This window comes from Ferdinandcohnia sp. FSL W7-1320 (assembly GCF_038050315.1).
GTDB classification, from domain to species: domain Bacteria; phylum Bacillota; class Bacilli; order Bacillales; family Bacillaceae_L; genus Ferdinandcohnia; species Ferdinandcohnia aciditolerans.
The window spans coordinates 2,971,594-2,986,044 of record NZ_JBBPAM010000001.1; the positions used below are offsets into that span (position 1 = coordinate 2,971,594).

12 protein-coding genes are annotated in these 14,451 nt (G+C 37.7%); 8 read left to right on the top strand and 4 right to left on the bottom strand.

Going from position 1 to position 14,451, the window contains the following annotated elements:
- Window positions 1–40: 40 nt before the first annotated feature.
- From NST91_RS14785 to glgA, 5 genes are all read left to right on the top strand, one after another.
- Window positions 41–1,054, top strand: a complete 1,014-nt coding sequence (locus NST91_RS14785; protein WP_341331765.1) for a glycoside hydrolase family 15 protein — start codon at window positions 41–43, stop codon at window positions 1,052–1,054.
- 453 nt (window positions 1,055–1,507) lie between these two features.
- Entirely contained in the window at window positions 1,508–3,451 is a 1,944-nt protein-coding gene (gene glgB, locus NST91_RS14790) for a 1,4-alpha-glucan branching protein GlgB (protein WP_341331766.1), read from the top strand.
- Entirely contained in the window at window positions 3,448–4,602 is a 1,155-nt protein-coding gene (locus NST91_RS14795; protein ID WP_341331767.1) for a glucose-1-phosphate adenylyltransferase, read from the top strand. Before glgB ends, NST91_RS14795 begins: the two co-directional genes overlap by 4 nt.
- A gap of 24 nt (window positions 4,603–4,626) precedes the next feature.
- Entirely contained in the window at window positions 4,627–5,733 is a 1,107-nt protein-coding gene (gene glgD / locus NST91_RS14800; protein WP_341331768.1) for a glucose-1-phosphate adenylyltransferase subunit GlgD, read from the top strand.
- 12 nt (window positions 5,734–5,745) lie between these two features.
- Entirely contained in the window at window positions 5,746–7,185 is a 1,440-nt protein-coding gene (gene glgA / locus NST91_RS14805; RefSeq protein ID WP_341331769.1) for a glycogen synthase GlgA, read from the top strand.
- Between the two features lie 34 nt (window positions 7,186–7,219).
- Here the strand turns inward: glgA and NST91_RS14810 are convergent, their stop codons facing one another.
- Both NST91_RS14810 and NST91_RS14815 read right to left on the bottom strand, forming a co-directional pair.
- Entirely contained in the window at window positions 7,220–7,357 is a 138-nt protein-coding gene (locus NST91_RS14810; protein ID WP_341331770.1) for a hypothetical protein, read from the bottom strand.
- A 49-nt stretch (window positions 7,358–7,406) separates the two neighbouring features.
- Window positions 7,407–7,571: a hypothetical protein gene (locus tag NST91_RS14815; protein WP_165918252.1), complete on the bottom strand. Its 165-nt coding sequence runs from the start codon at window positions 7,569–7,571 to the stop codon at window positions 7,407–7,409.
- Window positions 7,572–7,998: 427 nt separating this feature from the next.
- Between NST91_RS14815 and NST91_RS14820 the strand changes: the two genes are divergently transcribed.
- Together NST91_RS14820 and NST91_RS14825 are read left to right on the top strand one after the other, a co-directional pair.
- A complete protein-coding gene (locus NST91_RS14820; RefSeq protein ID WP_341330810.1) occupies window positions 7,999–9,228 on the top strand; it encodes an IS110 family RNA-guided transposase in 1,230 nt (409 codons plus the stop codon).
- A gap of 277 nt (window positions 9,229–9,505) precedes the next feature.
- Window positions 9,506–10,435: an SDR family oxidoreductase gene (locus NST91_RS14825; RefSeq protein ID WP_121448557.1), complete on the top strand. Its 930-nt coding sequence runs from the start codon at window positions 9,506–9,508 to the stop codon at window positions 10,433–10,435.
- 40 nt (window positions 10,436–10,475) lie between these two features.
- Here NST91_RS14825 and NST91_RS14830 read toward each other — a convergent pair whose 3' ends face one another.
- Together NST91_RS14830 and NST91_RS14835 are read right to left on the bottom strand one after the other, a co-directional pair.
- Complete coding sequence (locus NST91_RS14830; protein WP_281254541.1) at window positions 10,476–10,610, bottom strand: hypothetical protein; 135 nt, start codon at window positions 10,608–10,610, stop codon at window positions 10,476–10,478.
- A gap of 53 nt (window positions 10,611–10,663) precedes the next feature.
- Window positions 10,664–11,815 (bottom strand): glycosyl hydrolase family 18 protein, encoded by a 1,152-nt coding sequence (locus NST91_RS14835; protein ID WP_341331771.1) that lies wholly within the window; start codon window positions 11,813–11,815, stop codon window positions 10,664–10,666.
- Between the two features lie 140 nt (window positions 11,816–11,955).
- On the opposite strand from NST91_RS14835, the gene NST91_RS14840 reads away from it, so the two are divergent.
- Window positions 11,956–14,451 (top strand): DEAD/DEAH box helicase, encoded by a 2,496-nt coding sequence (locus NST91_RS14840; protein WP_341331772.1) that lies wholly within the window; start codon window positions 11,956–11,958, stop codon window positions 14,449–14,451.

Genomic DNA, 14,451 nt, shown 5'->3' on the forward strand with positions numbered 1-14,451 from the left:
GAATGAATGTATATTAAATAAGCTAATGGGGTGATACGATATGTATACCAATAAAGCAATTCAGGTTCTTGACCGTATGCGATTATCAAATGGGGCTTATACAGCAAGCTTATCGAATGATTACAGCTATGTGTGGATTCGAGACATAGTATATACAGTTCTACCGTTTATCAATGAACCATCTGAAAGATATGCAAAAGCCTATCATGCTTTATTAGATATGTTTAAAAGCTACGAGTGGAAAATTGATATCCATCGGAAAAAGAAACCAATTTATTTATTTGAATATATCCATTCACGCTATTCAACCGACTTAAAAGAAATGCCTGTTGAATGGGGGCATGCCCAAAATGATGCAATCGGCGCCTTTCTATGGGGTGTTGGAGAAGGATACCGTCTAGGACAAAAAGTAATCCGAGATAAAAAGGATATAGAAATCATACAAAAGCTTGTTGATTATCTAGAATGCTTGCAATATTGGCAAGCAAAGGATAATGGCATGTGGGAAGAAAACATGGAAGTCCACGCCTCAAGCATTGGTGCCTGTGTAGCTGGACTTAATGCCGTAAAGATTCTTGTAAACGTAAACGATGATCTGATTAAGAAAGGAGAGGAAGCTCTACGGAATTTATTACCTCGTGAAAGCGAAACAAAAGATACTGATTTAGCGTTGCTTAGCCTCGTATTCCCATATCGTGTGGTTGACCGTGATACTGCCATTAAGATTGTTGAAACCGTTTCCTCAAAATTAGAGCGTAATTATGGTGTCATTCGATATGAAAACGATCAGTATTATAATGAAGGTAAAGAAGCTGAATGGTGCTTTGGATTCCCATGGTTGGGACTTTGCTACCTTGAATTAGGGCAATTTCATAAAGCAAGTGAATATATAGCTAAAACAAAGAGAGTTGTTCCTGATAATTGGGAGGTTCCTGAACTCTATGTAGGAGGAACGAATAGACCGAATGGAAACACTCCATTAGCATGGTCAGTTGCGATGTCCTATATTTTCCTCACAAAAATAGAAGATATGTCTCAACAAATGATTTCTTAGAAAGCTGCGTTTGCAGCTTTTTTTAATGATGATATATTTGTCTACCCCGTTTGAACTACAAGTTAACACTATTTCGGAAAAATAAAAACCCCGATAATCAGATATGCTTTTACATTATTTTGCAATATCAAAATTTCACTTAAAAATGTAAAAATTTATCAAAAAACCCTTACCTATTGTAAACGGTTTCAACAACTTGTTGATTTTTATCTTCACGAAAATAATAATTTTCTTCAAATTCTACCTAATCCGACAATAAAAAACATTATTCGCTAAAGGAATATTTCAACCTTAAAACGAATTAATATAATAAAGTGAAAAAATAATACCAAAATTGCGTTTATTCAGTTTTATACTATGGTTTTATTGTTTTTTATTTATTTTCATACAAATGACATAAGTTTTTGGTATTACACGCGTTCTCTATACATATATCAAAAGGAGGATATCAAGGTGAAATCAATCGCTGAAAAAGAGGTTGAACTTTTTCCAAGTGACTTCGATCTTTATTTATTTCACGAAGGAACTTTATTAGAAGCCTATAACATGCTTGGAGCACACGTCATGTCCTATAAAGGAGAAGATGGAGTACGCTTTTCTGTATGGGCACCTCATGCAAAATCCGTATCAGTTGTTGGGGATTTCAACAAATGGGAGGGCAGTGAACATGCCCTTGAAATGATTCCGAATTCAGGGGTATGGATTGGATTTATTCCAGGATTACGAGTAGGTGACATTTATAAGTACGAAATCATCACTGCTAATGGAGAAAAAAAGCTAAAAGCGGACCCTTTTGCATTCTCTTCTGAAGTAAGACCAAACACCGCATCTGTTGTAACAAGACTTGACCAGTATGAGTGGAATGATAAGAAATGGTTGAGGAATCGCGAAAAAGCTGATTCGTATAATAATCCAATGCTTATTTATGAATTACATACAGGTTCTTGGAAAAAGAAAGAGGATGGCAGCTTTTATACATATCGGGAGCTTGCTGACGATGTGATTGACTATGTTGTTGAACATGGGTTTACACATATTGAATTAATGCCCATTATGGAGCATCCATTTGACTTATCGTGGGGCTACCAGATAACAGGGTTTTATTCGGTAACAAGTAGGCATGGTAGTCCTGAAGACTTTATGTATTTTGTAGATCAATGTCATCAAAAAGGCATTGGTGTCATACTCGATTGGGTTCCTGTACATTTCTGCCGTGATGAACACGGATTAGGAAAATTTGATGGGACTCCTCTTTTTGAGTCATCCGATTCAAAAAGAGCAGACCGACCATTATGGGGTACGTATAGCTTTGATTTTACAAAAATGGAGATTCATAGTTTCTTATTATCAAATCTCGCTTTTTGGATGGATATGTACCATATTGATGGCTTTCGTATTGACGCCGTATCTTCATTAATTTTCCTTAACCACGACAACCCGCAACAAGAAAAGCTATTTAATCAATTTGGTGGCGAAGAAAATTTGGAGGCAATTGAATTTATTAAAAAAGCCAATGAAGCCATCTTTAAACGATATCCAGGCGTGCTAATGATTGCAGAGGAAGCAACCGATTATCCTCTTGTAACTGCACCAACTTCTGAGGGTGGATTAGGCTTTAATTATAAATGGAATATGGGCTGGGTAAATGACGTCCTTAAATACATGCGTCTTCACCCTTCCGACAGACGTTATCATCATAATTTATTAACTTTTTCTTTCTTCTATGCGTTTTCGGAAAATTTTGTTTTACCTTTTTCACATGACGATGTTGTTCACGGGAAAAAATCCCTTTTAGATAAGATGCCAGGTGACTACTGGCAGAAGTTTGCAAATTTACGTTTATTATATGGGTACTTAATGACCCACCCTGGAAAGAAACTTCTTTTTATGGGAGGAGAGTTTGGTCAATTCTCTGAGTGGAAGGAGCTTGAGGAACTAGATTGGATGCTTCTAAACTATGATTCTCATACTAAGCTTCAGTCCTATTTTAAAGAGCTTCAGCATTTTTATCGCATGAATTCTAGCCTTTGGAGACTGGATCATGAACAAGAAGGGTTTGAATGGATTGACCCGGATAATAACGACCAATCTGTGATTACCTTCATGAGACATGGAAAGCGCAAGGGTGATTATTCAATCATCGTTTGTAACTTCTCTACAGAGGTCTATGAAAATTATCGTATTGGCGTCCCATCAACTGGGAGTTATATAGAATTATTTAATAGTGATTCAGTGGAATTTGGAGGCTCTGGTCAGATTAATGCAGAATCTTTATCAGTTGATAAGACGCCAGCTCATAATCAACCATACAGCATAACAATTAAAGTTCCACCTTTAGCAATTAGTATCTTCAGAAAAGAGACAAAAAAGAGAAAAAGAGGTGTCGTCAAAAAATGAGGTCAAAGAAGTGGATTGCAGTTGTATTAGCAGGTGGTCAAGGGTCAAGATTGGGGGAATTAACAACGACTCTTGCCAAACCCGCTGTTCCGTTTGGTGGGAAATACAGAATTATTGATTTTCCTTTAAGTAATTGTACTCATTCAGGTATTGATACAGTTGGCGTCATTACCCAATACCGTCCACATGTACTCAATAATTATGTTAGTAATGGACGTCCTTGGGATTTAGATCGGAACAATGGGGGAGTAACAGTCCTTCCGCCATATCTTGGAAAACATGGCGGAGATTGGTACAAAGGAACTGCCAATGCAGTCTACCAAAATACCCATTATATCGAGCAATACGATCCAGAATATGTACTCATTTTATCTGGCGATCATATTTACAAGATGGACTATAGTAAGATGCTTAGCTTTCATCTTGAAAAAGATGCTGCTGCAACCATTGCGGTTATCGAAGTGCCTTGGGCAGAAGCAAGTCGCTTTGGAATCATGAATACGAATGACGAAAAGAGAATTGTTGAATTTGATGAGAAACCAGCGAATCCAAAGAGCAATCTTGCATCAATGGGAATTTACTTATTCAAATGGAAACTATTAAAACAGTATTTAGTTGAAGATGAAAGAAATATTCATTCTTCAAATGATTTTGGGAAGGACATTATCCCAAAATTACTTGCTGATGATAATCAGTTGTATGCCTACCAGTTTGATAGCTATTGGAAGGATGTTGGGACCATCGAAAGCCTTTGGGAAGCGCATATGGACTTGTTAGATGATGCTCCAGGCTTTGATTTACATGATCCAAGCTGGCCTTTTTTTACCGGGATTGCAACTCATCCACCACAACTTATATCAGCAACTGCAGATGTATCTCAATCATTGATAAATGAAGGATGTACCGTCGAAGGAACGATTGACCACTCGGTGCTCTCATACAATGTACAGGTTGGAGAGAATTCAGTCATTAAAGACTCTGTGATTATGCCGAATGTGCAAATCGGTAGGAATGTAACGATTCATAAAGCAATAATCGCAAGTGATTTATGTATTCCAGATGGAGCGCATATTGGGTCTGATGCCCCAGACGCTGCCATAACATTAATTGGAGATGAAAACACTGTAAGACCCTTAACCGTAATTAAGTAAATATCACACAAGGAGCGATTGGGATTGGAACGAGTAATTGGCGTAATAAATTTAGTAAATGATAAACAATATTTAAAAGAATTAACACAACATCGTTGTTTTGCAGCAGTACCATTCGGTGGAAGATATCGATTAATCGATTTTACAATGTCCAATTTTATTAACGCTCAAATTAAAAAGGTTGGCATATTCACAAAGGACAAATATCGTTCAATCATGGATCATCTCGGTAACGGGAAGGAATGGGACCTTGATCGACGAAATGGGGGATTGTTTATTTTACCTCCAATTCACCCAGACAAAAGTATAGTAGGTGATGTTCAGCAATTTTATGATCACCTTGAATTTTTCAAGCGATCCCATGAGGACACTGTGATTTTATCTCCTGGTCATCATGTTTATAAAATTAACTTTAATGAAGTTATCAAAAAACATAGAGAAAGTGGTGCGGATATTACTGTCGTTTATAAGGATTATGATGGAGAACCTGTCGATAAACCAATCTATCATAAATGTATTCTAGATGCTGATGACACAGTGACAAACCTCGAACTCTATACAATTCCAAAACAGGGAGATCCTGTGTGTACGGAAACTTTTGTTTTTTCAAAGAAATTATTAATTGAACTTATTACAAAGTGCTATGAAAATGGGGAATATGATTTTATTCGAGATGTCGTTAAAGCGAATTTACAACATCTTAATGTAAACAGCTATCATTTTAAAGGTTATATGCCATTTATTCATTCCATTTCGAGCTATTATAAAACGAATATGGATTTCTTAAACCCACAAGTGACAAAGGAATTCTTTTTCGATAACTGGGAGATCTATACAAAAACCAAGCATGAGCCACCCGTCAAATACTCGACAACATCTAATGTAAGCAATTCGTTAATTGCAAACGGTAGTGATATAGAGGGAACTGTCGAGAATAGTATTATTTTCCGTGGGGTCAAAATACGCAAAGGGGCAACTGTTAAAAATAGTATTATCATGCAGAAGAGTGTCATTGACGAAGGCACATACCTAGAAAATGTCATTACAGATAAACAAGTAAACATCACTTCAGAAAAAGTAATCGTTGGGGAACTTTCTCCAACTGTGATAAAAAAAGCTGATATTATCTAATGGGGGAAAATCATGAACGTATTATTCGCAGCATCAGAGTGTGCTCCATTTATTAAAACAGGCGGACTAGGGGATGTAATAGGGGCTTTACCGAATGCACTTCAACAGGAAGGGGTACATGTAAGTGTTATCCTCCCTAAATATGGAGATTTAGCTGATAAATATAAGGAACAGCTAGTTTTAGAACGAATCATCGAGGTGCCATTAGGTTGGCGCAGACAATATTGTGGGATTGAAAAATTAGTCCACAACGGAATTAGCTATTACTTTTTAGATAATGAATATTATTTTAAGCGCTATGGGAGTTACGGCTTTTATGATGATGGGGAGCGATTTGCTTTCTTTTCAAGAGCTGTACTTGAAGCTATTCCCTTTCTAGATAAAAAGCCAGATGTCATTCATTGTCATGACTGGCAAGCTGGACCGATTCCACTTTTATTAAAAGCTCACTACTCGAATCAACCAGACTATCAGGGGATTAAAACAGTATTTACGATTCATAATTTACGCTATCAAGGCGTATTCCCAAAATCTGTTTTAAGTGAATTACTTGATGTAAGTGATCGCTATTTTCATATAGATGGAGTGGAATTTTACGGCAATGTAAGCTATCTGAAAGCAGGATTAGCTTTCAGTGACTCGATAACGACCGTTAGCCCTACCTATGCAAATGAAATCCAGACTCCTTATTTTGGAGAACAATTAGATGGATATTTGCGAAAACGGAATTTTGAATTGCATGGAATTGTCAATGGAATTGACCATAAAGCATATAATCCCGCTTCAGATCGTGAACTATTTACCTATTATGATTCATATGAAGGTAAAATGAAAAATAAACGAGCACTACAGGAGCAACTTGGGCTTCCAGTGAACGAACAGGTTCCTGTGATTTCCATGATTACACGCCTTGTAGATCAAAAGGGAATTGACCTTGTTTTACACGTGTTTGAAGAAATACTTAACCAAAATGTGCAATTTGTTTTACTTGGAACGGGTGAGCGCCATTATGAGGATGCTTTCCGTGAAATGGCATATCGGTATCCAACGAAGGTTTCTTCGAATATCTTTTTTGACGAAGGACTTTCACGAAAAGTATATGCTGGTTCAGATTTGTTCCTAATGCCGTCACAGTTTGAGCCTTGTGGGATTGGTCAGTTACTAGCATTCCGCTATGGGACATTGCCTCTTGTAAGAGAAACAGGTGGGCTTAAAGATACAGTCCAACCATACAATGAATTTACAGACCAAGGAAACGGCTTCAGTTTTACTAATTACAATGCCCATGACATGCTATATACAATTGAGCGTGCGATTTGGTTCTACCGATTCCAACCAAAAAAATGGAAAGAGCTTTCTGAAAAAGCATTAAAACTTGATTTTAGTTGGGGAGCCTCTTCAAAGGAATATGTAAAACTGTATGAAGAACTACTACAATTTGCTCTGGTATAAGCTAAAAAAACGTTAGGGGCACACCCTAACGTTTTTACCGTTTACGACCTAATTGTGTGAGTGCGATTCGTCTTAGCGATGAACTGCTAAAATCAGTTGCATTTCTTTTTCTCACCCGTTCACGGATCGGGTTTTCATTTGAGGGTAATTTTTCATCAATGTTCTCAATCACAGGGAAATCCTCCAATCTTATGGAGTAATATTCCCTAGATAAAAATTTTTTATATCAAAGGAAAATAATGTTCATAACGTGGATTGTAATAGTAGGGCGGTCTTGTTCCAATTTGTGGCAAATCAAAGCTGTGGTTTATATATGATACCTCGACACGTTCTTTCGATTCGTTCATAAGCAAAAATGTCACTTCTGGACTGTAGTAATATTTCATAGTTCCAACTCCTCGTATAGTAAGTTTATAGTCCTCTTTCGAGGTAATTTCCAATTAAAATATTGTTCTTTGATAATTCTATAGATGTTAGTTCAGATAGTGGGGGGCTAGCCCCCCACCATCTGAAAAAGTTTTCCAAAGGGTGGACTTTTCGTGATGTCCCTAGATAATGGTCTTAGGATCGTTTGGGGGATTTCTATCATCTCCTGTAGCTTTGACTACTACAAAAGTCTGTCTCCCCAGTCCTTGTTCGAACTTCTAACCCGCAGGCTGTTCCCTTTGGCAGCCCATGCTGGAAGTTGCAGCTTCCAGGCAGCTCATGGACCAAAGTGAGTTCTAATACGCGAGGGTGATTGACCGACAAGTACACTGGGGATATCCCGAAGAGTCCTTCCCTTGATCCTAGATTGAAAGGAGGTTAGCCACCATGAAATTATTTGTTGGAATAGACGTTAGCTCTCAAGATATGAAAGCTTGTGTCATGAATTTTGAAGGAAAAGCATTAACTGCTCTCACTGTTGACAACAATTTGACAGGGGCATCTTATCTGAAAGATCTGATTGTCAAGATAGCCCAAAGTAACTCAATTTCCGAGATTCAAATCGGGATGGAGGCCACTTCAGTCTATAGTTGGCATCCTGCTATGTTTTTTCACGAGGATGAATCTCTTAAAGAATTTAAAACAACAGTCTTTACTATTAATCCAAAACTAATTAAAAAATTTAAAGAGTCATATGTTGACCTGGATAAAACAGACCAAGTCGATGCTTGGATTATTGCAGATCGCTTACGGTTTGGACGTCTTCCACTAACGGCGGTCATGCAGGAACAATTTATTGCTCTTCAAAGGTTGACAAGAATGAGATATCATCTCGTTCATAACCTAACGCGAGAAAAGCAATATTTTCTGCAACACTTATTTTATAAGTGTAGTTCCTTTACGACTGAAGTGGATAGTTCGGTTTTTGGAAATGCCATGTTAGAGCTATTTCTTGAACAATATAGCTTAGATGAAATTAGCTCAATGGATCTTCAAGAACTTGCGAATTATCTTCAAGATAAGGGCAAAAATCGCTTTACTGACGCCGAGTGTGTGGCGAAATCCATTCAAAAGGCTGCGAGATCTTCCTACCGATTATCAAAGTGTGTGGAAGATTCTATCGACCTATTATTAGGGACTTCAATAGAGTCCATCCGTAGTATAACTAAACAGATTAAAGAACTTGACAAAGCCATCCAAAAGCTTCTAGAAGGTATCCCTAATACCTTACAGACGATTCCAGGAATAGGCCCAGTCTATACCGCTGGTATTTTAGCCGAAATTGGACAAATTGATCGCTTTGATAACCAAGCTTCCATTGCCAAATATAGTGGACTTACATGGTCCAAGCATCAATCAGGCAAGTTCCAAGCTGAGGAAACCAAAATGATACGTTCAGGAAATAGATTTCTTCGTTATTACCTTGTTGAAGCTGCCAACTCGGTTCAACGAAATGAACCTGAATTTCGGGCATACTACCTGAAAAAATATCGTGAGGTTCCTAAGCATCAACACAAAAGAGCACTCGTCTTAACGGCAAGAAAACTTGTGCGGTTGGTCGATGCGCTGCTACGCAACGATCAAGTCTACACGCCAAGAAGGAAGGTGAATAACTAAAGGATAAAACATCCTAAATCCTTCAATGTTTTCCAGTAAATGGTTTAATATCTTACTGGGTTTCTTAAGTATTGTCTTTTTTAGGTATTGGTTGGCTTACAATTTCCAATTCCTTAGATTTTGGTACTTGACATATTACCGCAGGACTTTTAAGTTTCCATACTTAGTTTATTCAATTCGTCCCTATAATGAGCCCGTACGCTAAGTAATGCATTCACTCTAAACTGAGTTCTACATAGACTAAATCATCCTGTATTTTATATTAGGAGGTATACCTATGTCTTGCTCTAGAGAAATAGATGGAGAGACTCAAAGCTATCCTATGTATCCGAATTATGGAAAAGTCACCCAATATAAGGACGTAGCCCTTACAGTCCCTGAACAGCGTCAGTATCGCCAACCAGGTGTCGAAGGCTTAATGGTACCGAAACCTATTGTTGATAATCCCCACTATAAAGGTAGTGGCAAGCTAAAAGGAAAAGTTACGTTAATCACAGGTGGAGATAGCGGGATTGGAGCCGCTTGCGCAATTGCCTTTGCAAAGGAAGGAGCAGACGTTGCTATTTCTTATTTAGATGAACATGAGGATGCGAATCGTACAAAATCAATGATAGAAGAGATGGGTCAACGCTGTTTGCTTTTACCCGGTGACCTACGTGAAAAAGAGATATGTATTGATATTGTAGAAAAGACCGTTCAAGCCTTCGGTAAGCTTGACATTCTGGTCAACCATGTCGGTATTCAATTCCAGCAGTCAAGTCTTCTTGATATTTCGGATGAACAGTTTGATGATACCTTCAAGGTTAATGTATATTCTTATTTTTATACAACAAGAGCCGCATTAAAACATTTAAAAACCGGCAGTTCCATCATCAATACAACATCAGTAGTGGCTTATTATGGTCATGATCAACTACTTGATTACACCATGACAAAAGCCGCGATAGTCGGCTTTACTCGTGCCCTTGCTAATAATTTGGTATCCAAAGGAATACGTGTAAATGCTGTAGCGCCAGGTAGAGTCTGGACGCCACTAATTCCATCAAGCTTTTCACCAGACCAAGTCACACTCGCTGGTAATCCAATGGACCGCCAAGGACAGCCATTTGAACTTGCGCCTGCTTATGTGTACCTTGCTACTGATGATTCCCGTTTTGTTACTGGTCAAACGATACATGTTAATGGTGGACAAATCACATCATCCTAAAAAAGTGATTCAATTGAGAATCACTTTTTTGTTTTCAACACTATTCATCTTTTTTAATCATTACATTTTGTGGCCGCTTTGGATGTCCATTCTTACCTTCGTCATCTGGACCTGTTAAGGTATTTCTTTTATCTAATACCTTCCCGGTAAATTCGACTGGATTGCGATTTGCCATTTTTTTCACCTCCATCTGTTAGGATGGATGGAAATTGAAATAACATTACAATTTTATTTTTTTAACGTGTAGTAATCGTCTATAGTCGTCTCTGCAATTGATTCATAAAGTGTGTTCGTTAGGTTATTTGACCCTTTTGAATCTAAGCCTAATTCCCAAATCATCATTCCACCAAAACCATGTTTTAACGCAAGCTTTGTTTTTCTTGTCATCATCGATTGGCCGTTATAATAATACGTTGTACCATTCATATTAACCGAATCCTTTACGGCATTGTCAGGATTACTTTCCACGATTGCTTCGTAGGAAACCTGTTTGATGTTTGGGTCAGCTGGCTGCGCATAAAATGGAACACCAAGGACAAGCTTTTCTTTTGGCAGCTTGTGAGTATCAAATAAATCTGCCCAGTAACCTACGATGCTTTCTGTAAATGGGTAGGGTGATAAATTCTGAGCATGATAACCACCGTCCCATTGGCCATCATATGCCATAATATTTACATAGTCTACATATTGAAACATGGCTGTCTCATATTTCACGTAAGCTAATTCAGTTAAGGTTTGGCCATGGATTTTTGAGTGAACCGCAATGGATAACTCTTTATTCTTATCGTGTAGCTTATTACCTAATGTTTTTATAAAATGATGTAAATGTTTCGCATCTGCATCTGTACGAGGGTGTTCAAAATCAATATCTATACCATCTAGATTTTCTTGTTCAACGACTTCAATGAGTTCATTCACAAGTTTTTGCTGTGAAGCTGGGTTCGCTAATGCTGCCGAAAAATAATCATAGGATTCTCCGCCATTCATATGGAACCATCCTCCAACCGCAAGCATTGCTTTAGTTTCATGCTTATGGGCATTGGCAACCATATTCTTGAGATTTTTTTCAGCATGTTCACCGGTAAACAATAATTGCCCATCCTTTGTCGGATGAACAAAGGAAAAGATAATATGGGTTAGTTTAGAATAATCAATTTGGTTGGGATCACGAAAATCCTGTATATAACCTACTAAAACGTTTGACATATTTTTATCAAGTTTTGGTTTTTCTTTTTGATTTGGTTTTTTTGAAGATTGTGGTACTTCATCACCTATTTTGGTTTCATGTTGATTTTGATTTGTTAACAACACACCCGTTAATAAACCACCAACAAAGATTATAGCCACCAAAATGCTAAGGAAGATAAATCGTTTCTTCATGATGTTGTCCTCCAAATTCAGTTTATCCTCAAATTTTAACAAATAGTCGGACCGTATAGATGTGGTAATATCATCCTATACATATATTGTTTCAGGCCTATGTAAACTAATAACAATACGTCTTTACAAGGAGCAATTCAATGAGTATTCAACTTAGTCAATACTATAATCAAGCAGTCGAAAGAGCAAAACAGATGATTATGGATGACATTAATCATTATATGGAACCAAAAGAAACGATTCCCTCATTTGAACAGTATGTCAGAGAAAGAGGGCAGTTTATCGAACAAATTTGGCTCAACGCTTGGTTAAATACAGCCGTTCATGCTTCTATATCTGAAAAGAAAGCCTATTTAGTGGAACATGGATTTGAAGTTGAGGATGTTGGTAAAAAACTGCTAAATAAATTATTTCGAACTGAAATACGTAATGTGCATCCTTATGATTTATTAGGTTGGTTAGAAGAGACCTATGCAAAACATCCTGACGAATGGCAAAAAAAGTATCAAACCGCAAGAGACGATTACGAAGCTCGAATTAAGAAGCAAATGGATCGAGAAACCAAGCGAAAATTTATTCTCAAGTTAAATTTTTATCTAAACGAAATACTTGGTGATCATTACGAAGAACTTTATCTAAGGATTCGATATTTATTAGGGAGTCATTTAGCAATTGAGATTGATCAAAAAGGGATGATTTTATCATCAGACGATGTGACGTTTGCTTCTTATCTTTATAAAGAAACTGAACTTGCACATAACCGCTATTTTTATCAAGAAAATTTGATTGAGGAATATGAAGATCTTATTTTACATCAACTCATGGATTTCGGACCAAATTGGTTAAAATCGCACTTACCTGAACATATATTTGTCGATTGCCAAAATAGCTTTCAAGAACCATTATCTGATGCATTTTTGCAGGAAGTGGCCTACGAGTATTTTCTCGACGTTCGTGATGATTTATTTGAGGATATATTAGAGGAATATGTGTCAGATCTTGTGAAGCTTATTGACATTCCATTTGAGTTGGACACACATAGACAACTCTTTTTAAAAGACATTACTGAGAGAAAAGAACGTGCCGAAAAGGAAAAAGAAGAATTAAGACGACAAAGAGAAGAAGAACAAAGAATGCTCGAGGATATATTTGGACGCGCATATAACTTATCACCAGGACGAAATATTCAGTACGTTCTTCATGTTGGCGAAACCAATACCGGGAAGACGTACCAGGCTATCCAACGAATGAAGGAAGCAAATAGTGGGGTTTATTTAGCTCCATTACGATTATTAGCACTCGAAATTTATGAAACATTGAATGAGGAAGGAGTACCCTGCAATTTAAAGACAGGAGAAGAAGAAAAGCTTGTAGAAGGGGCCAACCATCTCTCAGCAACCGTTGAAATGCTAAGAGAAAAAGATTTCTACGATGTAGTTGTAATTGATGAAGCCCAGATGATTTCCGATAAGGACAGGGGCTTTTCATGGTATAAAGCAATAACAAATGCAAATGCACAGGAGGTACATATCATTTGCAGCTTTCATGCAAAATGGATGATTCTACAGCTTCTTGGTGATTCAACTGTAGAAGTTTACGAATATCATCGAGATGTACCATTAGAGGTAGAACCGCAAGCTTTCCGTTTGAACCAAACCCGACAAGGCGATGCCTTGGTTTGTTTTTCAAGAAGAAGAGTTCTTGAGACAGCCTCCGAGTTACAACGAAGTGGACGTCGTGTGAGTATGATATACGGGAGCATGCCACCGGAAACTCGAAAAAAGCAAATCCAACGCTTTAATAATGGGGAGACAACGGTTATTGTGGCTACAGATGCAATTGGTATGGGTTTAAATCTGCCGATTAGACGGATAGTATTTTTGGAAAATGATAAATTCGACGGAACGAGAAGAAGGCTGCTAACCTCTCAGGAAGTAAAACAGATAGCAGGTCGAGCGGGAAGACGGGGAATTTATGATATCGGAAAAGTCGCTTTTACTAGTGATATCAAAACAATGACACGATTATTAGAACAAGAAGATCCCCCGCTTCAGGGCTTCGCGATCGCTCCAACAACAGCAGTTCTTGAACGTTTTCAGAAGTATTCTCGAAAAATGAGGATGTTTTTCTATCTATGGGATCAATTCAAGAGTCCAGAGGGAACGAAAAAAGCAAGTCTTTATGAGGAACGGATGCTATATGAGTTAGTTGAGGATACAATTATTGAAGCAAAGTTATCATTACCTGACCTTTATGGCTTTTTGCATCTACCATTTTCGTCAAATGAACCATCACTGCGTGCACAATGGAAGAAAGCACTCGAGGCGATTGTCGATGGTTTTCCACTGCCAGACCCGATCCTTAAAGAATCTGGACTTGAGGAGCTTGAGCTCTCCTATAAAGCGGTTGGCCTCCATTTGTTATTCCTTTATAAATTAGGGAAACAGACTGAAGCTCATTATTGGGAAAGAGTGAGGGAAGAAATTAGTGACAAGATACACGAACACTTGAAATCAGGCATTCAACCGACTAAAAGAGTATGTAAACGATGTGGAAAGAACTTACCAATTGGCTTTTCATTTGCTATTTGTAATGAATGCTATTTCGAACGGCCAAGACGTGTACAACCTAGATAA

Coding starts and splice junctions, on each gene's coding strand:
- NST91_RS14785 (WP_341331765.1), top strand. CDS start 41: ATGTATACCAATAAAGCAATTCAGGTTCTTGACCGTATGCGATTATCA.
- NST91_RS14795 (WP_341331767.1), top strand. CDS start 3,448: ATGAGGTCAAAGAAGTGGATTGCAGTTGTATTAGCAGGTGGTCAAGGG.
- glgA (WP_341331769.1), top strand. CDS start 5,746: ATGAACGTATTATTCGCAGCATCAGAGTGTGCTCCATTTATTAAAACA.
- NST91_RS14815 (WP_165918252.1), bottom strand. CDS start 7,571: ATGAAATATTACTACAGTCCAGAAGTGACATTTTTGCTTATGAACGAA.
- NST91_RS14820 (WP_341330810.1), top strand. CDS start 7,999: ATGAAATTATTTGTTGGAATAGACGTTAGCTCTCAAGATATGAAAGCT.
- NST91_RS14825 (WP_121448557.1), top strand. CDS start 9,506: ATGTCTTGCTCTAGAGAAATAGATGGAGAGACTCAAAGCTATCCTATG.
- NST91_RS14830 (WP_281254541.1), bottom strand. CDS start 10,610: ATGGCAAATCGCAATCCAGTCGAATTTACCGGGAAGGTATTAGATAAA.
- NST91_RS14835 (WP_341331771.1), bottom strand. CDS start 11,815: ATGAAGAAACGATTTATCTTCCTTAGCATTTTGGTGGCTATAATCTTT.
- NST91_RS14840 (WP_341331772.1), top strand. CDS start 11,956: ATGAGTATTCAACTTAGTCAATACTATAATCAAGCAGTCGAAAGAGCA.